Here is a 24,129-nt window from a genome sequence, read left to right as displayed (position 1 = left end):
AGGGCGCGCCACCGAAATCAAATACGCCGCGCGGCGTAACGCTTGAGCATGCTCGGGACGTCGAGAATCAACGCGATGCGACCGTCGCCGGTAATGGTGGCCCCGGACATGCCCGGGGTGCCTTGCAGCATCTTGCCCAGCGGCTTGATGACCACTTCTTCCTGGCCCACCAGTTGGTCAACGACAAAACCGATGCGCTGGGTGCCGACCGACAGAATGACCACGTGGCCCTCGTGCTGCTCTTCGTGCACCTGGCCCTGGACCAGCCAGCGCTTGAGGTAGAACAGCGGCAGCGCCTTGTCGCGCACGATCACCACTTCCTGGCCGTCCACCACGTTGGTGCGCGACAGGTCGAGGTGGAAGATCTCGTTGACGTTGACCAGCGGGAAGGCGAACGCCTGGTTGCCCAACATCACCATCAGGGTGGGCATGATCGCCAGGGTCAGCGGCACCTTGATGACGATTTTGGAGCCTTGGCCCTTGGCCGAGAAAATGTTGATCGAGCCGTTGAGCTGGGAGATCTTGGTTTTCACCACGTCCATGCCCACGCCACGCCCGGACACATCGGAAATCTCGGTCTTGGTCGAGAAGCCAGGGGCGAAGATCAGGTTGTAGCAGTCCGACTCGCTCAGGCGCTCGGCGGCGTCCTTGTCCATCAGGCCCTTTTCCACGGCCTTGGCGCGCAGGATGTTCGGGTCCATGCCCTTGCCGTCGTCCGAGATCGACAGCAGGATGTGGTCGCCTTCCTGTTCGGCCGACAGCACTACGCGGCCGGTACGTGCCTTGCCAGACGTTTCACGCTCCTCGGGCATCTCGATACCGTGGTCGACCGCATTGCGCACCAAGTGCACCAGCGGGTCGGCCAAGGCTTCTACGAGGTTCTTGTCAAGGTCGGTCTCTTCGCCGACCAGCTCCAGATTGATCTCTTTCTTCAACTGGCGCGCCAGGTCGCGGACCAGGCGCGGGAAGCGGCCGAAGACTTTCTTGATCGGCTGCATACGGGTTTTCATCACCGCGGTCTGCAGGTCGGCGGTGACCACGTCAAGGTTGGACACGGCCTTGGACATGGCCTCGTCGCCGCTGTTCAGGCCCAGGCGCACCAGGCGGTTACGCACCAGCACCAGTTCGCCGACCATGTTCATGATCTCGTCCAGGCGCGCGGTATCGACGCGTACCGTGGTTTCCGCTTCGCTGGCGGCATGCTTTTCGGCGGCCGGGGCCGGCGCGCGAGGCGCCGCGGCAGGTTTGCTGGCCGGCGAAGGCGCTGGCGCGGCAGCGGGCTTGGCCACCGGCGGGCTTTCGGCCTTGGCGGCAGCCGGCGCTTGCGCCTGGACAGCAGCCGGGGCCTCTACAGCGGCAACATCGCCACCGAACTTGCCCTTGCCGTGCAACTGGTCCAGCAGGGCTTCGAACTCGTGCTCGCTGATTTCATCGCTGGCGGCACTGTTGTCGGGTGCGGCAGGCGCTGGTGCCTGGGCGGCTGGCAAGGCGCCAGCCTGGAAGGTGCCCTTGCCATGCAGCTGGTCGAGCAGCGATTCGAATTCGGCGTCGGTGATCTCATCACTGACCGCTTCGCTGCTGACGGCCACCGGCGGCGCGGCAACCTCGGCATTGAACTGGCCCTTGCCGTGCAACTGGTCGAGCAGTGATTCGAACTCGGCGTCGGTGATTTCATCACCCGCACCGCTGACAGTCTCGCCCTGCATCTGCTCGTCGGCCGCCGCTTGCGCCTTGACCGCATCGAGCGAATCGAGCAACTGCTCGAATTCGCTGTCAGTGATGTCCTGGTGTTGCTCCTCGGCCTCGGCCGGCGCGGCAACCGACACGTCGGCAACCGGTGCCGGTGCAGGCGCTGCAACAGTTTCGGCTGCGCCAGGTTCGGCCAGGCGCGACAACGCTGCCAGCAGTGCAGGGGTGGCCGGTGTCACTTCGGCACGCTCGCGCACCTGGCCAAACATGCTGTTGACCGTATCCAGTGCCTCGAGCACCACATCCATCAGTTCCGCATCGACCCGGCGCTCACCTTTGCGCAGGACGTCGAACACGTTCTCGGCGATATGGCAGCACTCCACCAGCTCGTTCAGCTGGAGGAAGCCGGCGCCCCCTTTTACAGTGTGGAAACCGCGAAAGATCGCATTGAGCAGGTCGGCATCGTCAGGTCGGCTTTCCAGCTCGACCAGTTGCTCGGACAATTGCTCAAGTATTTCGCCGGCTTCTACCAGGAAATCCTGGAGGATTTCTTCATCGGCGCCGAAGCTCATCAAACGTGCTCCTTAAAAACCAAGGCTGGACAGCAGATCATCGACATCGTCCTGACCGGACACGACGTCTTCACGCTTATCGGCATGAATCTGCGGACCTTCACCCCGAGTCGGATGTTTTTCTCGATCTTTTTCTGCACGCAATTGATCGTGGTCATGTTTTATACCGGCAAAGCGGTCGACCTGGCTGGCCATCAGCACCAGCTTGAGCAGGTTGCTTTCCACCTCGGTCACCAGTGCGGTGACGCGCTTGATCACCTGGCCGGTCAGGTCCTGATAGTCCTGGGCCAGCAAAATGTCATTGAGGTGCCCGGAAACCTTGCGGTTACCCTCGGCGCTGTGCGTCAGGAAACTGTCGACGCGCTTGACCAGATCACGGAATTCCGGCGCAGCCACTTCGCGGCGCATAAAGCGCTGCCAGTCGGTGCTCAGGGCCTTGGCCTCGCTGGCCAGCTCATTGAGCACCGGTGTGCTTTCCTCGACCAGGTCCATGGTGCGGTTGGCCGCGCCCTCGGTCAGCTTGACCACATACGACAGGCGCTCGGTGGCGTCGGTAATTTGCGACACCTCTTCTGCCTGCGGCATGGTGGGGTCGATCTGGAAACTGACGATGGCACTGTGCAGCTCGCGAGTCAGCTTGCCGACTTCCTGGTACAGGCCGCGGTCGCGGGTCTGGTTCAGTTCGTGAATCAACTGCACCGCCTCGCCGAAACGGCCCCGCTCCAGGCTTTCGACCAACTCCTGGGCATGCTTCTTCAGGGTCGACTCGAACTCGCCCAAAGACGTTTGTGATGAATCCATGACGCGCCCCCCTGACGTGACTCAGCCGTTGACGCGTTCGAAGATCTTCTCGATCTTCTCTTTGAGCACCTGAGCGGTGAACGGTTTGACCACGTAACCATTGACGCCGGCCTGTGCCGCTTCAATGATCTGGTCGCGCTTGGCTTCAGCGGTCACCATCAAGACCGGCATGCTTTTCAGCTTGTCGCTGGCACGCACTTTACGCAGCAGGTCGATGCCGGACATGCCCGGCATGTTCCAGTCGGTCACCAGGAAGTCGTAGTGACCGTTTTCCAGCATCGGCAACGCCGTGGTGCCGTCATCGGCTTCGTCGGTGTTGGTGAAACCCAGGTCACGCAACAGGTTCTTGATGATCCGCCGCATCGTCGAAAAGTCGTCAACGATGAGGATTTTCATGTTCTTGTCCAATTAGACCTCCAAGCAGTCTCAAACGCGCTCGGCCTACCGAGCACGCACTCATTCAATTCGGTACAACGTGGAAAACGACTGCAACGACAGTGGGCTCAACGCACCCGCCATTCCCCCAGGCGGCTGCGCAGGCGCGCGGCACATTGGCTGTGCAACTGGCTGACCCGCGACTCGCTGACACCCAGCACCTCACCGATTTCCTTGAGGTTCAGCTCTTCGTCGTAGTACAGCGCCAGCACCAGGCGCTCACGCTCCGGCAGGTTGGCGATAGCCTCGGTCAGGGCAGCCTGGAAGCGCTCCTCCTCCAGGCCGCGCGCAGGTTCGACCTGGCCACTGGCGCCATCCTCATGCAGCCCTTCGTGCTCGCCGTCCTGCAACAGGTCGTCAAAGCTGAACAGGCGGCTGCCCAGGGTATCGTTCAAGATCCCGTAGTAATCATCGAGACTCAATTGGAGTTCGGCAGCAACTTCATGATCTTTAGCGTCACGGCCTGTTCTGGCCTCAACTGCACGCATGGCATCACTGACCATACGGGTGTTGCGGTGTACCGAACGCGGTGCCCAATCGCCTTTGCGCACTTCGTCCAGCATGGCCCCGCGGATGCGGATGCCGGCGTAGGTCTCAAAGCTGGCGCCCTTGCTGGCGTCGTATTTGTTGGCCACTTCCAGCAGGCCGATCATGCCGGCCTGGATCAGGTCCTCGACTTGCACATTGGCCGGCAACCGCGCCAACAGGTGGTACGCGATGCGCTTGACCAGCGGGGCGTAGCGTTCGATCAGCTCGTACTGGGCGTCCTTCGCCGCCCGGCTGTACATCTTGAAGCCACTGGCGTTCATAGTACGGGTCCCGCGCTGGTGGGTTGCACCAAGCGCTCGACAAAGAACTCCAGATGGCCGCGCGGATTGGCCGGCAGCGGCCAGCTGTCGACCTTCTGGGCAATCGCCTTGAAGGCCAGCGCGCACTTGGAGCGAGGGAAGGCTTCGTAGACGGCACGCTGCTTCTGCACCGCCTTGCGCACGCACTCGTCGTACGGCACGGCACCCACGTACTGCAGGGCAACGTCAAGGAAGCGGTCGGTGACCTTGGTCAGCTTGGCAAACAGGTTGCGCCCTTCCTGCGGGCTCTGCGCCATGTTGGCCAACACACGGAAACGGTTCATGCCATAGTCGCGATTGAGCAGCTTGATCAACGCGTAGGCGTCGGTAATCGAGGTAGGTTCATCACACACCACCAGCAGCACTTCCTGGGCGGCGCGAACGAAGCTGACCACCGAGTCACCGATACCCGCAGCGGTATCGATCACCAACACATCGAGGTTGTCGCCGATTTCGCTGAACGCCTGGATCAGCCCGGCATGCTGGGCCGGGGCCAGATGCACCATGCTCTGGGTACCCGAGGCTGCCGGTACGATGCGCACACCGCCGGGGCCCTGCAGCATCACGTCACGCAGCTCGCAACGCCCTTCAATCACATCGGCGAGGGTACGTTTGGGGGTAAGGCCCAGCAACACGTCGACATTGGCCAGGCCCAGGTCGGCGTCCAGCAGCATGACCCTGCGGCCAAGCTCGGCCAGCGCCAGGGACAAGTTCACTGAAACGTTAGTCTTGCCGACGCCACCTTTGCCACCGGTCACGGCGATCACCTGTACGGGATGCATGCTACCCATGTCTGTTCTTTACCTTGTCTCGCTGGGACTCAGGCCACACGTAGGGCAATTCTGCGTGCCCCTTGGCATAGCGACTTTGCACACGCTTCATGGTCAACCCGCTCGCCGTGGGTTGTGATAGAGATCAGCGAACATGTCGGCCATGGCCTCTTCGCTGGGCTCGTCCTGCTGCTGCACATTCACCGCCCGCGTGACCAACTGGTGGCCCCTTGGCAGGTGCAGGTCGTCAGGAATGCGTGGGCCATCGGTAAGATAGGCCACTGGCAGTTCATGACTGATGGCAAGGCTCAACACATCGCCAAGGCTTGCCGTTTCATCGAGTTTGGTCAGGATGCAGCCGGCCAGGCCACAGCGCTTGTAGCTGTGGTAGGCGGCGGTCAGCACCTGCTTCTGGCTGGTGGTGGCCAGCACCAGGTAGTTCTTCGCGGCAATGCCACGCCCGGCCAAGGTTTCCAGCTGCATGCGCAGCGCAGGGTCGCTGGCTTGCAGGCCGGCAGTATCGATCAGCACCACGCGCTTGCGCAGCAGTGGCTCCAGCGCTGCTGCCAGCGACTGGCCCGGGTCGACGTAAGTCACCGGCACGTTGAGGATGCGGCCCAGGGTCTTGAGCTGCTCCTGGGCGCCGATACGGAAGCTGTCCATGCTCACCAGCGCCAGGTTCTGCGCGCCGTACTTGAGCACGTAGCGCGCGGCCAGCTTGGCCAGGGTGGTGGTCTTGCCCATACCCGCCGGGCCGACCATGGCGATCACCCCGCCCTCTTCGATCGGCTCGATTTCAGGTACTTCGATCATCCGCGCCAAGTGAGCCAGCAGCATGCGCCAAGCCTGGCGCGGTTCCTCGATCTCGGCGGTCAGGTCCAGCAGCTCGCGGGCGATCGGCCCGGACAGGCCGATGCGCTGCAGGCGGCGCCAAAGGTTGGCCTGCTGCGGCTTGCTGCCCTGCAGCTGATTCCAGGCCAGCGAACCGAGTTGCACTTCCAGCAGCTCGCGCAGGCCCGACAGCTCCGAGCGCATGGCATCGAACAGGCGCGGGTCAACCGGCGCAGCAGCCGGTACGGCAGCGGCCTCAGGGGCATCGACGTGCGGCTCGATCAACGGTTCGGCAGCGGTCAAAGATTGCCCGGCGAACAATTGGCGGTTGTTGTCGCTGCTGTCCTGACGCTGGTCCAGCTCGGCCTGGGCAGTGGCAATGCGCGTGTGGGTCTTGCGCAGCTCTTCTTCCAGCTCGGCGTTGGGCACACGCGGGGCCAGGGCGGACAGCTTGTAGTCCAGCGCGGCCGTCAGCTCGACACCACCGGCAATGCGGCGGTTGCCAATGATTGCGGCATCGGCGCCCAGCTCGTCACGGACCAGTTTCATGGCCTGACGCATATCGGCGGCGAAAAATCGCTTAACTTGCATTATCCCCTACCTCAGCCGTTAGGGCCCACGGTGGCAACGATGGTGACTTGCTTGTTGTCAGGTATTTCCTGATACGCCAGAACATGCAAATTCGGTACAGCCAGGCGACCGAAACGCGACAACATGGCGCGGATCGGGCCGGCGACCAGCAGGATGGCCGGCTGACCCTGCATTTCCTGGCGCTGGGCCGCCTCGATCAGCGAACGTTGCAGCTTCTCGGCCATGCTAGGTTCCAGAAGAACACCGTCTTCCTGACCTTGCCCGGCCCTTTGCAGACTATTCAGCAAAATCTGTTCCAACCTTGGCTCCAGGGTAATCACTGGCAGCTCCGACTCAACGCCGACAATGCTTTGCACGATGGCGCGACACAATCCGACGCGCACCGCCGCCACCAGTGCGGCGGTATCTTGACTCTTGCCGGCGTTGTTCGCGATGGCCTCGGCAATACTGCGAATATCGCGCACTGGCACCTGTTCCGACAACAGGGCTTGCAGCACCTTGAGCAGCCCCGACAAGGAAATGACACCCGGCACCAGCTCTTCTGCAAGTTTAGGCGATGCCTTGGCAAGCACCTGCAGCAGTTGCTGAACCTCTTCGTGGCCGATCAGCTCGTGGCAATGTTTCTGCAGGATCTGGTTGAGGTGGGTGGCCACCACGGTGCTGGCATCGACCACGGTGTAACCCAGCGACTGCGCCTGTGAGCGCTGGCCGACGTCGATCCACACCGCTTCCAGGCCAAACGCAGGGTCGCGCGCGGCAATACCGTTGAGGGTGCCAAACACCTGCCCAGGGTTGATCGCCAGTTCGCGGTCCGGGTAGATCTCCGCCTCGGCCAGAATCACCCCCATCAAGGTCAGGCGATAGGCGCTGGGTTGCAGGTCGAGGTTGTCACGAATGTGCACGGTGGGCATCAGGAAGCCCAGGTCCTGCGACAGCTTCTTGCGCACGCCCTTGATCCGCGCCAGCAACTGGCCGCCCTGGTTGCGATCGACCAGCGGGATCAGCCGATAGCCGACCTCCAGGCCGATCATGTCGATGGGAGTGACGTCGTCCCAACCCAGCTCCTTGGTTTCCAGCGCACGCTGTGGCGAGGGCAGCAGGTCCTGCTGACGCTGCGCCTCTTGCTGGGCTTTGACCTTGGCCTGTTGCTGCTTCTTCCACACCAGGTAGGCGCCGCCGGCCGCCATCAGGCCGAGGCTGAGGAAGGCAATGTGCGGCATGCCCGGCACCAGGCCCATGACGATCATCAGCCCCGCCGACACCGCCAGCGCCTTGGGCGAATCGAACATCTGCCGATTGATCAGCTTGCCCATGTCTTCAGAGCCTGAAGCACGGGTGACCATGATCGCGGCGGCGGTGGACAGCAGCAGTGATGGCAATTGCGCCACCAAACCGTCACCAATGGTCAGCAGGGCGTAGACCTTGCCGGCCTCGCTGAACGACATATTGTGCTGCAGCATGCCGATGAGCATGCCACCGATCAGGTTGATGAACAGGATCAGCAAGCCGGCGATGGCGTCGCCGCGCACGAACTTGCTGGCACCGTCCATCGAACCGTAGAACTCGGCCTCCTGCGCCACCTCGGCACGGCGGTGCTTGGCCTGAGCCTGGTCGATCAGGCCGGCATTGAGGTCGGCGTCGATGGCCATCTGCTTGCCGGGCATGGCGTCGAGGGTGAAACGCGCACTCACTTCCGAGATACGCCCGGCACCCTTGGTCACCACCACGAAGTTGATGATCATGAGGATGGCGAACACCACGGCACCGACCACGTAGTTACCGCCGATCACCACCTCACCGAAGGCCTGGATCACTTTACCGGCAGCGCCATGGCCCTCCTGGCCATGCAGCATGACCACACGGGTGGACGCGACGTTCAGGGCCAGGCGCAACAACGTGGCCACCAGCAGGATGGTCGGGAACGCGGCGAAGTCGAGGGGGCGCAGGGCGTATACACAGACCAGCAGCACAACGATCGACAGGGCGATGTTGAAGGTGAAGAACACGTCGAGCAGGAACGGCGGTATCGGCAACATCATCATTGCCAACATCACCAGCAGCAACAGCGGCACCCCCAGGTTGCCCCGGCCGAGCCCGGCCAGGTTGTTGCGGGCGTTGCTGATTAACTGAGTGCGATCCACCGCGAGTCCTCTTGATGCAAAACTTTGACGCCCAGGGGGCGCCTGGGCGTGGCTTTGCAAGAAGCTTTCCAACTTTGCTCGGCGAGGGATTTATGTGGCTGGTACCGGCCCTTTCGCGGGTGAACCCGCTCCTACACGACGGCCTGCGCCCAACCACCGACAGGTGTCCACCACCGTATGGGAGCCGGCGCGCCCGCGAAAGGGCCAGAAGCCGTGATACAAGGTCAACTGTCGCGGCGCAGGTCCGGCGGGATCGGCAGGTCGTCTTTCAGCGGCTCTGGGCGCTTGCCTTTGCCGGATCGGTATTGGCGAATCTGGAACACATATGCCAACACCTGGGCCACCGCCAGGTACAGGCCAGCAGGGATTTCCTGCTCAATTTCGGTGGAGTAATAGATCGCCCGCGCCAGCGCTGGCGACTCGAGAATCTGGACCTTGTGCTCCACGCCAATCTCGCGGATCTTCAAGGCAATGAAGTCGGTCCCCTTGGCCAGCAACAGTGGCGCCACCCCACCCTTCTCCGGGTCGTATTGCAAGGCCACCGCATAGTGCGTCGGGTTGGTGATGATCACGTCTGCATCAGGCACCGCCGCCATCATGCGCCGCTGCGAAGCCTCGCGCTGCAGCTGGCGAATACGCTGTTTGACCTCGGGTTTGCCTTCGGAGTCCTTGTACTCGTCACGCACCTCCTGCTTGGTCATCTTCAGCTTGCTGTGTGCCTGCCACAGCTGGAATGGTACATCCGCCGCCGCAATCAGCAACAACCCTGCCGCCATCCACAGCGCACTCCAGCCAACCACCTGAACACTGTGTATGATCGCTTGATCCAAAGGCTCGTTGGCAATGGAGAGCAACGCCTGGCGGTCGTTGACCAGCACCACTATCGCCACTACCAGAATCACGAAAAACTTGGCGAGCGCCTTCAACAACTCGGTCAGGGCATTCATCGAGAACATGCGCTTGATCCCCGACAACGGGTTCATGCGGCTGAATTTCGGCTGCAACAGGCTGCCGGAAAACAGGAAACCGCCCAGGGCGATGGGTGCGACAAAGGCGATCACGAACAACAGGATCAGTATCGGCTGTACCGCCCAGATGGCCATCTTGCCCGAAGCCAGAAGAAAGGCCCCCATGGCGCGCTCGTCGACGATGATGTCGCGGGTCAGGCTGAAATTCATGCGCATCATGGCAAGCAAGGTCTCGGCCAGGTGCCCACCAAACGCCAGCAAGCCACCCGCGCCGGCCAACGTCACCGCCACGGTGTTCAACTCTTTGGAGCGCGCGATCTCTCCCTTCTCGCGGGCAGTGCGCTTGCGCTTCTCGGTGGGCTCTTCTGTCTTGTCCTGACCGCTCTCGCTTTCCGCCATGATCAGCGCGCCCTTGCCAATTCACGCAACCATTGCAGCGCTTCGCTGGCCAATGCCTGGTAGTGGGAGAGGATATCGGCCAGGCCGATCCAGAAAATGGCCATGCCCATGACCAGGGTCAACGGGAAACCGATCGAGAAGATATTCAACTGCGGTGCCGCACGGGTCATCACGCCAAAGGCGATGTTCACAACCAGCAGCGCAGCGATTACCGGCAGGATCAACAAAAGCCCAGCACCGAACACCCAACCCATGCGTCCGGCCAGCTCCCAGAAGTGATTGACCACCAGCGCACTCCCCACCGGCAAGGTGGTAAAGCTCTCGGTCAGCACCTCGAACACCACCAGGTGCCCGTTCATCAACAGGAACAGCACGCTCACCAACATGGTCATGAACTGGCTGATTACCGTGACGTTGACCCCGTTGGCGGGGTCAACCATCGAGGCGAAGGCCATGCCCATCTGCACCGCAACAATCTGCCCGGCAATCACGAAAGCCTGGAACAACAACTGCAAGGCCAGGCCAAACAGCGCGCCAACGATGATCTGCTCGGCGCACAGTAGCAAACCGCGCAGGCTCAGCGGGTCGAATTCAGGCAGCGGTGGCAGTGCAGGCACGATCACCACAGTAATCGCCACTGCCACGTAGAGGCGCACCCGCGCCGGCAACATGCGGGTACCGAAAATCGGCATGGTCATCAGCACCGCCGTTACTCTGAACAACGGCAGGATGAAGGTGGCGACCCAGGTGCCGATCTGCGTATCGGTCAGTTCCAGCATTGTCGCGTCAACCAATCAGCTGCGGGATGCTGGTGTATAGGCTGGTGATGTACTCCATGAACTTCTGCACCAGCCACGGCCCGGCAATGATCAGCGTGATCAGCATCACCAGCAGGCGCGGCAGAAAGCTCAGGGTCTGCTCGTTGATCTGCGTGGCTGCCTGGAACATCGCCACCACCAGACCCACCAACAGGCTTGGCACAACCAGCACGGCGACCAGCAGGGTGGTCAGCCACAGGGCGTCACGGAACAGGTCGACAGCAACTTCAGGTGTCATCGGCGGCTCTCCTTGACGGCGTCAGACGCCGCCGAAACTGCTGGCCAGGGTGCCCATGATCAGCGCCCAGCCGTCGACCAGCACGAACAGCATGATCTTGAACGGCAGCGAGATGATCAGCGGCGACAGCATCATCATACCCATGGCCATCAGCACACTGGCCACGACCATGTCGATGATCAGGAACGGGATGAAGATCATGAACCCGATCTGGAACGCGGTCTTGAGCTCCGACGTGACGAATGCCGGCACCAGGATCGTCAGCGGCACCTGGTCGGGGCCGGCGATGTCGGTGCGCTTGGACAGGCGCATGAACAAGTCAAGGTCGCTCTGCCGGGTTTGCGCCAGCATGAAGTCCTTGAGCGGGCCCTGGGCTTTGTCGATCGCCTGCTGGGCAGTCATCTGCTCCTTCAGGTACGGCTGCAGGGCATCCTGGTTCACTCGCTCGAACACCGGGGCCATGATGAACATGGTCAGGAAAAGCGCCATGCCGTTGAGCAACTGGTTCGAGGGCGTCTGCTGCAGGCCCAGGGCCTGGCGCAAAATCGAAAACACGATGATGATGCGGGTAAAGCTGGTCATCAGAATGACGAACGCCGGGATGAAGCTCAGCGCGGTCATGATCAGCAGGATTTGCAGGCTGACCGAATATTCCTGTTGCCCGTCCGGGGTGTTGGACAGGGTGATGGCCGGAATCGACAGCGGGTCGGCGGCCAGGGCCAGCGGCGCAGCCAGCAGCAGCGCCAGAGTCAACAACGTACGCAGCGCGCCGCTCATCACTTGTTGTCCTTAGGGTCCTTGCCCATGAGCTCCATCAGCCGCTGGGCAAACTCCGGCGTCGCCTGACGGACGCTTGCCGGTACTTCCACGGGTTCGGCCAGTACATGCAGGGCCTCGATGGTGCCGGGGGTATGGCCTATCAGGATCTGCTCCTTGCCTACCTGCACCAGCAGCAGGCGGTCACGCGGGCCGATGGCACGGCTGCCGACAATCTCGATCACCTGCCCACCCTTCACAGCGGTGCTCTGCAGGCGCCGCAGCAGCCAGGCCAGGAAGAAGATCAGGCCCACCACCAGCAGCAGGCCCAAGACCATCTGCGCCAACTGCCCGCCGAGACTGCCAGGTTGAGCCACCGGGGTGGCCGCTGGCGAGGCCGCCGCCAGGCAGGCGTGGCTGGCGAAAAGCACCGCTGCCGCAGCGATGGCGCGCATCGTGCCCTTCACTCAGCGCAGCTTCTTGATACGTTCGCTGGGGCTGATCACGTCGGTCAGGCGGATGCCGAACTTTTCGTTGACCACGACCACTTCGCCATGGGCGATCAGCGTGCCGTTGACCAGCACGTCGAGCGGCTCGCCGGCCAGACGGTCGAGCTCGATCACCGAGCCCTGGTTGAGCTGCAGCAAGTTGCGGATGTTGATCTCGGTGCTGCCCACCTCCATGGAAATGTTCACCGGGATGTCCAGGATCACGTCCAGGTTCGGGCCTTCGAGGCTGACATTTTCGTTCGGCTTCGGCGAGCTGGCGAATTCTTCCATCGGCAGGCGGCCCGGGCCGCTGCTGCCGGTGTCCCCGCCCAGCAGTGCATCGATGTCGGCCTGGCCGGCAGAACCGGTTTCTTCCAACGCTGCGGCCCACTCATCGGCCAGTGCCTGGTCCTCTGGGGAGGTGATCTCGTTTTCGTTAGCCATGATTTCCTCGACAGGCATTCAATTCGTTGTAAGCGACCGGCACACCGTCAGCGGCGTTCGATCGGGTCAATGATCTGCAGGGCCAGGTTGCCCTTGTGCGAGCCCAGCCGCGCCTTGAACGCTGGCACCCCGTTAGCGCGCAGCACCAGGTGCTCGGGCAGTTCCACCGGGATCACGTCACCCGGCTGCATGTGCAGGATGTCGCGCAGCTTCAGCTGGCGTCGGGCGACCGTGGCGGTCATTGGCACGGCCACGTCCAGCACGTCCTCGCGCAGGGCCTTGACCCAGCGCTCGTCCTGGTCGTCCAGGTCCGACTGGAAACCGGCGTCGAGCATTTCCCGCACCGGCTCGATCATCGAGTACGGCATGGTCACGTGCAGATCGCCGCCGCCGCCGTCCAGTTCGATGTGGAAGGTGGACACCACCACCGCCTCGCTGGGGCCGACAATGTTGGCCATGGCCGGGTTGACCTCGGAGTTCATGTACTCGAAGCTGACCGGCATGATCGCCTGCCAGGCTTCCTTGAGGTCGACGAAACACTGGTCCAGCACCATGCGCACCACACGCAGTTCGGTCGGGGTGAACTCACGCCCTTCGATCTTGGCGTGGCGGCCATCGCCGCCAAAAAAGTTGTCCACCAGCTTGAACACCAGCTTGGCGTCGAGGATGAACAGCGATGTGCCGCGCAGCGGCTTGATCTTGACCAGGTTGAGGCTGGTGGGCACGTACAGCGAATGCACGTATTCGCCGAACTTCATGACCTGCACGCCACCCACGGCCACGTCCGCGGAGCGGCGTAGCAGGTTGAACATGCTGATACGGGTGTAGCGGGCGAAGCGCTCGTTGATCATTTCCAGGGTCGGCATGCGACCCCGCACGATACGGTCCTGACTGGTCAGGTCGTAGCTTTTGATACTGCCAGGCTCGGATGCACTCTCGGTCTGCACCAGCCCGTCGTCGACACCGTGCAACAGGGCATCGATTTCATCCTGGGACAGCAGGTCCTGTACGGCCATTGCGGACTCCTACTGCAATACGAAATTGGTGAACAGCAACTGGTCGATGACCGGCTTGCCGACTTCCTTCTGCGCCACTTCCTGGACCACCGCGGTGGCCTTCTGGCGCAGCATCTCCTGCCCTACCGGGCTGCTGGCGAGGGTGTCGAACCCTTGCCCGGAGAACATCATCACCAGGTTGTTGCGGATCACCGGCATGTGCACCTTGAGGGCATCCAGGTCGGCCTGGTTACGCGCCTGCAGAGTGATGCTCAGCTGCATGTAGCGCTGGCGGCCGTTCTGGTTGAAGTTGACCACGAAGGCCGGGGTCAGCGCCTCGTAGATCGCCCCTGGCTTGACGTTGCTGGCCGTGGCCTCGGCGGCCGGAGCCGGCTCGCTCTTGTGCATGATGAACCAGGTAGCGCCCACCGAAAGGCCGATCGCCAGCAAAAGGCCGACGACAGCCAGCAGGATCAGCTTGAGTTTGCCTTTAGTGGCGGGGTCTTTGACTGCTTCGCTCTTCGCCATGCCAATAATCCGTCGTCCATCGGGGGGTTCAAGGGAGGATGGCTTGGCTTGAGCAAGTGTTATGCCAGATTTTGCAGGGGATGGATTCCAGCAGGTTTTGCGGTGCTGGCTGCTTCGCGGCCACGCCCGCTCCCACAGCTACCGCACAGGGTTCGAAATCAACGAAACGCCTGTTGGAGCGGGCTCGCCCGCGAAGAAGCCAGCCCAGGCCAACCGTTATCAGGCGTAGTAATCGACCGCACTGTCGCCGACAACCACCTGCTGCTCCAAAGGCCGGGCGCTATCGACCGCCTCGACCCCACCCTGCTCGGAGCGGCGCGCCGCCACCCCGGAAAAGTTGCTGCCCTGCGCCTGCCCCTGCTGTTGTTGCTGCCCGCGCGACTGGTCAGCCACGTTGACATCCGGCTGCGCCAACCCCTGCTGGGCAAACAGTTCGCGCAGGCGGTGCACCTGGCTGTCGAGGGCATCACGTACGCCGGCGTGGCCGCTGATGAAGGTGACCTGGGTCGCCTGGTCCGCCGCAACATTGACGCGAATGTCGAGGCGACCGAGTTCTGCTGGCTCCAGCTGGATATCAGCCGACTTGAGGTTCTGGCTGGACAGGTACATGACCCGGTTGACCAGGCCTTCTGCCCAAGCGTTCTGGTTCATTGGCAATGGCTGATGCAGCGGGTTCGCATTGGCCGGCACGGCATTGGCGGTCTTGGCCGTGGCCGCCTGGGTCAGGCTGGCCAGGCGGTTGGCAAAATCATCGATGCGGGTGTCGCTGCTGGCACTCTTGGTGTCTTTCAGGCCGTCCTCAAGCAAGCTGCCAAAAGCCTTGTCACCGGATTCGGTGCTTTCGCCATCGGCATTCTCGACCAAATTCGCCAAGGTATTGACGGCCGCCTGCCCTTCCTCGCCCTGAGCCTGGGCAGCATCGAGGGCATGTGCCGAGGTGCCACCCTTGGCCTGGGCACTGTGCTCCAGCGCGAAGCGCAGGGTTGGCAGGTTGGCCAGAGGGTCAGCATCCGGATCGAAGGCCTCCTCGCCGGACGGCTCTTCAGGCAGTGCCGCGGCGACCTGGGTTTGCGCCGTGGCCGCCTGCAGCACGGGCGCCACCGCCTCGGCCTGCGCCTGGATCAGTTGTGCGCCGGGCTGGGCATCAGTGACCTGACCGGCCACCAGGCTGGCATCACGCACACCCGTATCGGCCTGGGCCGAATCCTCTTTTGGCAACTTGTTGCCGTCATCGGCAACTGCAGCTTTGCCAGCCGGGTCTTTCTTGCCGCCGGCTGCCGCATCAGGTTTGTCCTTGGGCTTGGCTTGAGCAACCTTGTCGTCCTGCCCGGTAACCTTGTCGCGGCCCTGCCTGGCCATCACCTGGCCAAAGGCATCGCCCTTGTCGCCCAGCGCCTGCAGCGGCTTGTCCGCCTGCACGGCGGCCGAACGCGAGGTCTTGGCAATGGCATTGGCTTGCAACAAAGGGTTGGGTGCGACAGGCATCGAGCGGTCTCCGCGCCAGAAACAAAAATCATCGGGGCAGAGACAGGCAAGACTCGCGCCAACTCGCGTATCAGCCTGCGGAAATACGTTGCTGCTCACCGCGGTAAAAGTGCTGCACCACGACGAATTCCATGTCGATGCGGCTGATCAAGTCTTCAATTCCATATAACGGGGGCCGCCGTGCGCGCTCTTCGAGCTGCTGGCACAGGCTGGCCAAGGCCACCGCGCCCATGTTGCTGCTGCTGCCCTTGAAACTGTGGGCTGCCGCGCCAAGCTCCTCGGCGCTTTTGGCCGCGTGCAGCTGGCCAAGACGCCGCTCTGAGTCGTCGAGAAAAGTCTGCACCAACTGCAGGTAGCCATCTTCCATGACCTCACGCAGGTCACTGAGTACCTTGTGGTCAATATGCATGTCAGTCACTTGTTCACTCCTTGATCAAGCCAGATTATGCCCGAGCCAACCCGTGGCTCACCATACGAACTCCACATGCGCGCAACGCCCGCCTTCACTCCAGCGCGCGTCACTGGCCAACTGCCGCACCAGATTCAGACCGCGACCGCTCAGCCCCTGATCCAGCGAAGGCCGCGCAAGCACTTGCTGCACGTCGAAGCCGGCACCGCTGTCGCGCACCTCGATCATCAGACGCCCACCGCCGCCATGCGGTTCAACCTTGAAATCGATGCTTACAAAGCCTTCGGTCAGCGAGCCCAGGCGCCGGGCGCGCTCCTGGTAATAGTCGGTAAAGCCCTGCACATCGCGCTTGAGCTGTGAGTCCAGGCCCAGCACACCATGCTCAAGCGCATTGGCATACAACTCGCTAAGCACACTGTGCAAGTTGCCGGTACGCGCGCGCAGGCCATGAATTTCTTGCAACAACTGCACCAGGTAAGGCACAGGGTTGAAGCGCTTAAGGCTTTCGCCACGCACTTCGAAGCTCAGCGACCAGTCCAGCGGGCTGGAGCGGCCACTATCAGAGTAGATCATCGGTGCCGGCACCCGCTCCTCGGCAGTGAACATGCGAATATCGCACAAGCTGATGTCATCGCGTGGCTGCCCACCAAAACGCTCCAGGGCCAGCATCAGCTCATCGAACAACTGCACAGGGTCGCGGTTGTCGGCCAGCACCGCTCGCAGGCGCTGTACGCCAAACAGGCGCTCCTGGTCGTCGGCGGTATCGAGCACACCGTCTGACAGCAGCAACAGGCGCTCGCCCGGTGCCAGCGGCAACACCTCTGTGCTGTCATCGAAGCGCTCAGCGGCCAGAATGCCCAGCGGCAGGTGCCGCGAACTCAGTGCCGACAGCACTTGGCCATCCACCGACAGGCGATAGCCATCAGGCATACCGCCATTCCATACCTCCACCGAGCCGCGCTGCATGCTGAGGTTGAGCAGCAGCGCACAGCAGAACATGTCCACCGGCAGGATGCGCTTGAGCTTGGCATTCATCTCGCGCAGGATCTGCGCCATGCCGTAGCCCTTGGCGGTCATGCCGTAGAACACCTCAGCCATCGGCATGGCGCCGACCGCCGCCGGCAGGCCATGACCGGTGAAATCGCCAAGCAGCACACGCATGTCGCCGGCCGGGGTAAATGCCGCCAGCATCAGGTCGCCATTGAACAGCGCGTAAGGCGATTGCAGGTAGCGAATGTTGGGTGCAGAAAGGCAACCCGAGTGGGCCACCTTGTCGAACACCGCCTTGGCGACCCGCTGCTCGTTAAGCAGGTGATGGTGATGCCGGGTGATCTGGTCACGCTGTTCCAGTACCGTTGCCTGCAAGCGACGCAGACGGTCCATGGCGCGAATCTTGGCAGCGAGGATCACCGCACTGTAGGGCTTGGCCATGAAATCATCGCCCCCCGCCTCCAGGCAACGCACCAGGCCTTCTTCTTCATTCAGCGACGTCAGGAAAATGATCGGCACCAGCGCCTCGCCAGCCAATGCCTTGATCTGCCGCGCCGCCTCGAAGCCATCCATGACCGGCATCAGGGCGTCCAGCAGCACCAGTTGCGGGCGCCGCTCGAGGTACAGCGCTACCGCCTGCTCGCCGTTTTCCGCAGTGAATACCTGATGCCCCTGGCGGCGCACGATCTGCGCAAGCAGAAGGCGATCGACAGCACTGTCTTCGGCGACCAGCACGGTCAACGCCTGTTCGGCCGGCATGTCGGCGCTCAACTGATATCGAAGAGTTTTTCGAAATTGGAGATAGCGAGAATCTTGCGCACGTCGGAGCTGGCATGCACTACCCGCACATCCGACTCGTCGCCGCCCGCGTGGTCGCGCAGCAACAGCAGCATGCCCAGCGCGGAGCTGTCGAGGTAGGTGGTGTCCTTCAGGTCGACGACCACCGAATCCGGGCGCCTGGGCTGGCGTTCGTAGGCGTCGCGAAACTCCTGATGCTTGCCGAAATCGAAGCGCCCCTTGATCTTGATGGTCAGCTTTTTCCCGTCCTGCGAAAAATCAGTCTCGACTGCCATGCTAGCGATTCCTTCGATGATGGCGGATGCAACTGCTCTAAGGTTTAGCAGGCGATGGTGGGGGTGGCAAGCGGATGCAGGCTCGTGGCTTTGATGGCCTGTACGGCCTCTTCGCGGGTAAACCCGCTCCTACATCAATCGGTGGTGTCGCCCAATACCGTGGTAGGAGCGGGTTCACCCGCGAATAGGCCGGACCTGCCAGCCAATATACCCGGTCATACACCGTCGCAGCCGCCACCGCATTCGCGGGCAAGACATCGCATTTGTTTCGGGCCAATTATTCCGCTGCAAGGCCTGCGGCGAACACCTATAGAGGGTTTTGCCGCGGTAGGCGCTGCGACAGCTCATCCAGCAAGCGCTGCTCGCGCTTGTCTTCAGCGCGCCGGGCCTCGTCCTGGTAGCGCTGTACCAGCTTGCGCAAACCTTCCACCCGGGCATAGGCCTGCTGCCAGGCACCACGGGCATTATTGAGGTTGTTCTGGTGCCAGACCAGGCTTTGCCGCTGCTGGGTCATGGCCGTTTCCAGCTGCCCCAGAAAACGCTGATAATTGACCAGCCAGCTGCCATTGACCCCTTGCCCGCCGCGGTTGATCCACTGCAACTGGTAATCCTCGCGAAAGCGCTCCAGCTCAGCCAGCTTGGCCTGGGCCGTGGCCACCTGCTGCTGGAAATGGCCAAGGCGCTGAGCCGCCTTGCGCTCGGCCTCTTCGGCCATGTCCACCACCGGCGCCAGGCGCGCGGCACGTCCGGGCAGCGCCATGGCTTATCAACCTGCCGGGGGCGTGAAAATTGCCCCCAGCTGTTCGCGGCTCTGCGCCATGCCCACATTCTCGCCCAGGCCTTGGCGCAGGAACTCAACCAGCTTCGATTGCAAGGCAATGGCCAGGTCGGTCTCCGGATCACCGCCGGCCACATAGGCACCCACGCTGATCAGGTCGCGGCTTTGCGACAGACGCGACCACAGTTGCTTGAACTTCTGCGCCTGGCGCAAGTGGTCGGCATCGACCACTTGGGGCATGACCCGGCTGATCGACGCTTCGATGTCGATGGCCGGGTAATGGCCCTCCTCAGCCAGCCGACGCGACAGCACAAAGTGGCCGTCAAGCACGCCCCGCGCCGAGTCGGCGATCGGGTCTTGCTGATCGTCGCCTTCAGACAGCACGGTATAGAACGCAGTGATCGAACCACCGCCAGGTTCGCCATTGCCTGCCCGCTCCACTAGCTTGGGCAGCTTGGCGAACACCGAGGGCGGGTAACCCCGGGTGGCCGGTGGCTCGCCGATGGCCAGGGCAATTTCCCGCTGGGCCTGGGCGAAACGGGTCAACGAGTCCATCAGCAACAGCACATTCTTGCCTTTGTCGCGGAAGTACTCGGCAATGCGTGTGCAATACATGGCGGCGCGCAGGCGCATCAGCGGCGCATCGTCGGCCGGCGAAGCCACCACCACCGAGCGCTTGAGGCCCTCCTCACCGAGGATGTGCTCGATGAACTCCTTCACCTCGCGCCCCCGCTCACCGATCAGGCCGACCACGATGATTTCGGCCTCGGTGAAACGGGTCATCATGCCCAGCAGCACCGATTTACCCACCCCGGTACCGGCAAACAGGCCTAGCCGCTGGCCACGGCCGACGGTAAGCAGGCCGTTGATACTGCGAATGCCCACATCCAACGGCTTGCTGATAGGGTCGCGGTTGAGCGGGTTGATCACCGGGCCGTCCATCGGCACCCAGTCCTCGGCCTTCATCCCGCCCTTGCCATCCAGCGCACGGCCGGCGCCGTCGAGCACCCGGCCCAGCATGCTCATACCCATGGGCAGGCGGCCGCCGTCATCCAGCGGCACTACCCGGGCCCCCGGCGCGATGCCGACGATACTGCCCACCGGCATCAGAAACACCTTGGGCCCGGCAAAGCCCATGACTTCGGCTTCGACCTGCACCGGGTGATAACTGTCATCGTTGATCACCAAACAGCGGCTGCCGACTGCTGCGCGCAGGCCTTCGGCTTCCAGGGTGAGGCCAACCATACGCAGCAAGCGGCCTTCGACGATGGGCTGGGCCGGCAGCGCGATGGCCTCAGCGTAAGAGCCTAGGCGCTTGCCGAAACTGGTGCGTTCAAGGTGCATCTGGGCTGTCCACGGCACGCTCGGCCGGCGCGTCCAGGTCTATCGTCATGTCTGGCGCCGCCGGGTGCAGGGAATGGTCGTGCAACTGGTCGAACAGCTGCGCCACCGCTTTTTCGATACGCGTTTCCATGGTGGCATCGATACGGCTGTGGGCCGTCTCGATGCGGCAACCACCCGGTAGCAGCGCGCTGTCTTCCAGCAGCCGCCAGTTCTCCTCATGGCGTTCGCGCAGGGCCTTGGCCAGCTCGAAATCCTGCGGGTTGAGGTGGATGCGGATATTGTCCGCGCCCATGGGCAGCAGCTTGAGCGCTTCGCGCAGCACCTGAGTGATCTGGCTGGAATCGTTGCGCAGCTCGCGGCCAATCACCTGACGGCTCATGTGCGCGATCAGGTGCACCAGGCTTTTCTCGATCTGCGTATCCTGCTCGGCGATCGGCTCCATCAGGTTGGCCATCAGCCGCTCGAGGCTGTCCAGCTTGGCCTTCAGGGCCTCTTCGGCCTCCTGGCGGACTTTGAGCTGAGTGCTGTGGAAGCCCTCGCGCTCCCCGGTGGCGAAGCCCTCGTTGTAGGCCTCCTGACGGATGGCTTCGAGCTCTTCCAGGGTCAGTGGCTGGACTTCTTCCAGCGGCACTTCCTCGACTTCTTCCGCGATGACCTCGGGTTCCGGCTCTGGCTCGGGCGCAGGCTCCGGTTCCGGGTCGAAGCTGGGCAGCGTCCACACGTCCACGCCCTCGAGGTCGCGGGCGCGGATCAGGTCGCTGGGGTGGTGTTCTTTGGTGGGCATGCTGTCATGTTCTCAAACCATGTTCGGCCGACACGGTCCCTTGTAGGAGCGGGTTCACCCGCGAATGCGTCGGCAGCGACAACCTCGATTGCCAGGGCCGACGCCTTCGCGGGTAAACCCGCGCCTACAAAAGGCGGCGTCGGCCATGGGATCGCGAATACCTTAGATCATTTCCTCGGCGCCCTTGCCGCCAAGCACGATCTCGCCGGCCTCGGCCATACGCCGGGCAATGGTGAGGATTTCTTTCTGCGCGGTTTCCACGTCGCTGACCCGTACCGGCCCTTTGGCCTCCAGATCGTCGCGCAGCAACTCCGAAGCACGTTTGGACATGTTCTTGAAGATCTTGTCCTTGACCCGCTCGTCGGCGCCCTTGAGCGACACCACCAACACGTCGGAGGACACTTCGCGCAACAGCGCCTGGATGCCCCGGTCGTCGACGTCGGCCAGGTTGTTGAAGACGAACATCAGGTCTTCGATCTGCTCCGACAGGTCGCTGTCGATTTCGCGGATCGCGTCCATCAGTGCGCCTTCCACCGAGCTGTCGAGGAAGTTCATGATGTCGGCCGCCCGCTTGATGCCACCCAGGGTGGTACGCGCGGCGTTGGAGTTGCCCGAGAACTGCTTCTCGAGAATCTGGTTCAGCTCCTTCAGCGCCGCGGGTTGCACGGTGTTCAGCGATGACACGCGCAGGACGATGTCCAGGCGCACCTTGTGGTCGAAGTTGCTCAGCACTTCACCGGCCTGGTCCGGGTCGAGGTAGGCGACCACGATGGCCTGGATCTGTGGGTGCTCATAGCGGATCACGTCGGCCACGGCACGCGGCTCCATCCACTTTAGGCTGTCCAGGCCGCTGGTATTGCCGCCGAGCAGGATGCGGTCGACCAGGCCGTTGGCCTTGTCCTCGCCCAGGGCCTGGTTGAGCATCTTGCGGATGTACGCATCAGAACCGACGCCCAGGCTGGTCTGGTCGCCGACGATGTCGACGAACTCGCTCATCACCTGTTCAACCTGGTCACGGTGCACATTGCCCATCTGCGCCATGGCCACACCCACCCGCTGCACTTCCTTCGGGCCCATGTGCCGCAGCACCTGGGCCGCATCGGTCTCGCCCAGCGAGAGCAGGAGGATCGCCGCCTTGTCGACGCGGCTCAGCTTGGCGGTAACGGCTCGGTTATCACTCATCGGCGTTGATCCAGTCTTTCACGACCTGAGCCACACGGCCCGGGTCTTCGGCCACCAGGCCTTTGATTGCGTTGAGCTGTGCCTCGTAACCCTCGCTCGGGCTAGGCAGCAGAATGCTTGTCGGGCCACCCAGGCTGACGCGGTCGTTGGCCAGTTCGCCATCCAGCCCCATCATGCCGCCCAGCTCCATGTCGCTGTCCGGGGCAGCCTGCTTGCCGCCCCCGGTAATGTTGTTCAGCACTGGCCGCAGCACGCCGAACACCAGCACCAGGATGAACACCACGCCCAGCACCTGTTTGACGATATCCCAGAACCACGGCTGCTGGTAGAAGGCGATATCGGCGATTTCCTCGCCACGGTCGGCGGCGAACGGCACGTTGATCACTGTCACGCTGTCGCCACGGCTGGCATCGAAGCCGACTGCGTCCTGCACCAGGCGGGTAAAGCGCGCCAGGTCCTCGGCACCCCATGGCGCCCGCGTGGTATCGCCAGTGGCCGGGTCGATCTTGACCTGGTCGTCCACCACCACCGCTACCGACAGGCGGGTCATGCGCCCCTGCTGCTGGCGGGTGTGGCTGATGGAACGGTCCAGCTCGAAGTTCTTGGTGCTTTGCTGACGTTTGTCTGACGGGTACGGCGCGAGCATCGGCTGACCGGTGGCCGGGTCCATGATCTGCTGGCCGTTGGCATCCACCAGCGGTTGGCCAGGCTGAATGGCAGCAGCCGGGGTAGCCGCGCCACCAGTGGTCTGCGGTGCAGAAGCGGCGCCTGGCGGCTGGTTGCTCAGCGCGCCAGGCACGCCTTGCGGGCCTTGGCTGCTGGCACGTTGTTCGTCGACCGACTGCTCGCTGCGCAACGCCGGCTGGTCGGGGTTGAACTGTTCGGAGGTGGACTCGACCGCGCTGAAGTCGAGGTCGGCGGACACTTCGGCCTTGTAGCGGTCGTTGCCCAACACCGGCTGCAGAATGTTGTGCACACGCTGGGTGAGCATGCCTTCCACCCGGCGGCTGTAGTCGAACTGCTTGCCGGCCTGGGTCAGCGCGGAATCCTGAATCTGTTCGGACAGCAGGTTGCCTTTCTGGTCGACGACGGTGACCTGGGATTTGTCCAGTTCCGGCACGCTGGTGGCGACCAGGTTGACGATGGCCATCACCTGCCCGGCTTCCAGTGCACGGCCTGGGTACAGCTCGACCAGTACCGAGGCGCTGGGCTTGCGTTCATCACGCACGAACACCGAACTTTTCGGGATGGCCAGGTGCACGCGCGCGGCTTTGACGTTGTTGAGGCTGGAAACGGTACGGGCCAGTTCGCCTTCAAGGCTGCGGCGGTAGCGGGTAGCTTCCATGAACTGGCTGGTGCCCAGGCCCTGCTCCTTGTCGAGCAGCTCGAAGCCGACATTGCCGTCGCTCGGCGCCACGCCGGCGGCTGCCAGTTTCAGGCGCGCACGGGAGAGGTCGTCGGCCTTGACCAGCAGGGCCCCCGAGTTGGGCTCCACGTTATAGGGGATGTCAGCAGCGGCCAGGGTGTCCATGACCTGCTTGGTGTCCATGCCCGACAGGCTGCCGTACAACGGACGGTAATCGGGTTGTTGCGACCACAGCACCACGGCAAAGCCGATGGCCACGCTGGCCGCCAGGCCGACCATGAGGCCGATCTGGCGCAGCATGGGCATCTGCGAGATGTTTTCCAGAAACGCCATGCCAAACAGCGGCGGCTTGGCCGCTGGCGAGCCAGCTTTGGCGGGGGCGTTTTCGACGACTGCTTCAGCCATG

At 62.8% G+C, this 24,129-nt stretch carries 24 protein-coding genes; all 24 read right to left on the bottom strand.

Going from position 1 to position 24,129, the window contains the following annotated elements:
• Positions 1–17: 17 nt before the first annotated feature.
• The 24 genes from AC3WLP_RS11580 to fliF all read right to left on the bottom strand — a co-directional run bounded on the left by AC3WLP_RS11580 (position 18) and on the right by fliF (position 24,128).
• Complete coding sequence (locus AC3WLP_RS11580; RefSeq protein WP_012051646.1) at positions 18–2,261, bottom strand: chemotaxis protein CheA; 2,244 nt, start codon at positions 2,259–2,261, stop codon at positions 18–20.
• A 12-nt stretch (positions 2,262–2,273) separates the two neighbouring features.
• The gene (locus AC3WLP_RS11575) at positions 2,274–3,062 is read right to left on the bottom strand and encodes a protein phosphatase CheZ (protein ID WP_003254403.1); all 789 of its coding nucleotides are present in this window, start codon (positions 3,060–3,062) and stop codon (positions 2,274–2,276) included.
• A gap of 21 nt (positions 3,063–3,083) precedes the next feature.
• Positions 3,084–3,458 (bottom strand): chemotaxis response regulator CheY, encoded by a 375-nt coding sequence (locus tag AC3WLP_RS11570; protein ID WP_010955070.1) that lies wholly within the window; start codon positions 3,456–3,458, stop codon positions 3,084–3,086.
• A 107-nt stretch (positions 3,459–3,565) separates the two neighbouring features.
• A complete protein-coding gene (gene fliA, locus AC3WLP_RS11565; protein ID WP_088513374.1) occupies positions 3,566–4,306 on the bottom strand; it encodes an RNA polymerase sigma factor FliA in 741 nt (246 codons plus the stop codon).
• The gene (gene fleN / locus AC3WLP_RS11560; RefSeq protein ID WP_003254408.1) at positions 4,303–5,136 is read right to left on the bottom strand and encodes a flagellar synthesis regulator FleN; all 834 of its coding nucleotides are present in this window, start codon (positions 5,134–5,136) and stop codon (positions 4,303–4,305) included. Before fleN ends, fliA begins: the two co-directional genes overlap by 4 nt.
• Before the next feature lie 93 nt (positions 5,137–5,229).
• On the bottom strand, positions 5,230–6,537 hold the full coding sequence (flhF, locus tag AC3WLP_RS11555; RefSeq protein ID WP_003254409.1) for a flagellar biosynthesis GTPase FlhF: 1,308 nt from the start codon (positions 6,535–6,537) through the stop codon (positions 5,230–5,232).
• A gap of 11 nt (positions 6,538–6,548) precedes the next feature.
• Positions 6,549–8,678, bottom strand: coding sequence for a flagellar biosynthesis protein FlhA (flhA, locus tag AC3WLP_RS11550; protein ID WP_088513375.1), 2,130 nt, complete (start codon positions 8,676–8,678; stop codon positions 6,549–6,551).
• A 224-nt stretch (positions 8,679–8,902) separates the two neighbouring features.
• On the bottom strand, positions 8,903–10,045 hold the full coding sequence (flhB, locus tag AC3WLP_RS11545) for a flagellar biosynthesis protein FlhB (protein ID WP_088513376.1): 1,143 nt from the start codon (positions 10,043–10,045) through the stop codon (positions 8,903–8,905).
• Between the two features lie 2 nt (positions 10,046–10,047).
• Positions 10,048–10,824, bottom strand: coding sequence for a flagellar biosynthetic protein FliR (gene fliR / locus AC3WLP_RS11540; RefSeq protein WP_012051635.1), 777 nt, complete (start codon positions 10,822–10,824; stop codon positions 10,048–10,050).
• A gap of 7 nt (positions 10,825–10,831) precedes the next feature.
• Complete coding sequence (gene fliQ / locus AC3WLP_RS11535; RefSeq protein ID WP_012051634.1) at positions 10,832–11,101, bottom strand: flagellar biosynthesis protein FliQ; 270 nt, start codon at positions 11,099–11,101, stop codon at positions 10,832–10,834.
• 21 nt (positions 11,102–11,122) lie between these two features.
• The gene (gene fliP / locus AC3WLP_RS11530; protein ID WP_012051633.1) at positions 11,123–11,878 is read right to left on the bottom strand and encodes a flagellar type III secretion system pore protein FliP; all 756 of its coding nucleotides are present in this window, start codon (positions 11,876–11,878) and stop codon (positions 11,123–11,125) included.
• Positions 11,878–12,312 carry a flagellar biosynthetic protein FliO gene (gene fliO, locus AC3WLP_RS11525; RefSeq protein ID WP_178085899.1) on the bottom strand — a complete coding sequence of 145 codons (435 nt, stop codon included), beginning with the start codon at positions 12,310–12,312 and terminating at the stop codon, positions 11,878–11,880. Before fliO ends, fliP begins: the two co-directional genes overlap by 1 nt.
• A 12-nt stretch (positions 12,313–12,324) precedes the next feature.
• Positions 12,325–12,789 (bottom strand): flagellar motor switch protein FliN, encoded by a 465-nt coding sequence (fliN, locus tag AC3WLP_RS11520; protein ID WP_003254417.1) that lies wholly within the window; start codon positions 12,787–12,789, stop codon positions 12,325–12,327.
• 47 nt (positions 12,790–12,836) lie between these two features.
• Positions 12,837–13,805 (bottom strand): flagellar motor switch protein FliM, encoded by a 969-nt coding sequence (gene fliM, locus AC3WLP_RS11515; RefSeq protein ID WP_003254418.1) that lies wholly within the window; start codon positions 13,803–13,805, stop codon positions 12,837–12,839.
• A 9-nt stretch (positions 13,806–13,814) separates the two neighbouring features.
• Positions 13,815–14,312 (bottom strand): flagellar basal body-associated protein FliL, encoded by a 498-nt coding sequence (gene fliL, locus AC3WLP_RS11510; protein WP_010955083.1) that lies wholly within the window; start codon positions 14,310–14,312, stop codon positions 13,815–13,817.
• 219 nt (positions 14,313–14,531) lie between these two features.
• On the bottom strand, positions 14,532–15,797 hold the full coding sequence (locus tag AC3WLP_RS11505) for a flagellar hook-length control protein FliK (protein ID WP_088513378.1): 1,266 nt from the start codon (positions 15,795–15,797) through the stop codon (positions 14,532–14,534).
• A gap of 70 nt (positions 15,798–15,867) precedes the next feature.
• Positions 15,868–16,215 (bottom strand): Hpt domain-containing protein, encoded by a 348-nt coding sequence (locus AC3WLP_RS11500; protein ID WP_004577674.1) that lies wholly within the window; start codon positions 16,213–16,215, stop codon positions 15,868–15,870.
• Between the two features lie 48 nt (positions 16,216–16,263).
• The gene (locus tag AC3WLP_RS11495) at positions 16,264–17,955 is read right to left on the bottom strand and encodes a fused response regulator/phosphatase (RefSeq protein ID WP_003254425.1); all 1,692 of its coding nucleotides are present in this window, start codon (positions 17,953–17,955) and stop codon (positions 16,264–16,266) included.
• A gap of 8 nt (positions 17,956–17,963) precedes the next feature.
• Positions 17,964–18,269: an STAS domain-containing protein gene (locus AC3WLP_RS11490; protein WP_003254426.1), complete on the bottom strand. Its 306-nt coding sequence runs from the start codon at positions 18,267–18,269 to the stop codon at positions 17,964–17,966.
• 307 nt (positions 18,270–18,576) lie between these two features.
• Positions 18,577–19,029, bottom strand: coding sequence for a flagellar export protein FliJ (gene fliJ, locus AC3WLP_RS11485; RefSeq protein ID WP_012051629.1), 453 nt, complete (start codon positions 19,027–19,029; stop codon positions 18,577–18,579).
• A 6-nt stretch (positions 19,030–19,035) separates the two neighbouring features.
• Positions 19,036–20,391 carry a flagellar protein export ATPase FliI gene (gene fliI, locus AC3WLP_RS11480; RefSeq protein WP_012051628.1) on the bottom strand — a complete coding sequence of 452 codons (1,356 nt, stop codon included), beginning with the start codon at positions 20,389–20,391 and terminating at the stop codon, positions 19,036–19,038.
• Positions 20,381–21,175: a flagellar assembly protein FliH gene (gene fliH, locus AC3WLP_RS11475; protein ID WP_003254431.1), complete on the bottom strand. Its 795-nt coding sequence runs from the start codon at positions 21,173–21,175 to the stop codon at positions 20,381–20,383. Before fliH ends, fliI begins: the two co-directional genes overlap by 11 nt.
• A 162-nt stretch (positions 21,176–21,337) precedes the next feature.
• Positions 21,338–22,357, bottom strand: a complete 1,020-nt coding sequence (fliG, locus tag AC3WLP_RS11470; RefSeq protein ID WP_003254434.1) for a flagellar motor switch protein FliG — start codon at positions 22,355–22,357, stop codon at positions 21,338–21,340.
• A complete protein-coding gene (gene fliF, locus AC3WLP_RS11465) occupies positions 22,350–24,128 on the bottom strand; it encodes a flagellar basal-body MS-ring/collar protein FliF (protein WP_004577671.1) in 1,779 nt (592 codons plus the stop codon). The genes fliG and fliF overlap by 8 nt, the downstream gene beginning before the upstream one ends.
• Position 24,129: the final 1 nt, after the last annotated feature.

The organism is Pseudomonas sp. FW305-E2 (assembly GCF_058782925.1).
The sequence above is the reverse complement of the archived record's forward strand: the minus strand, read 5'-3'. Positions and strand labels throughout refer to the sequence as shown.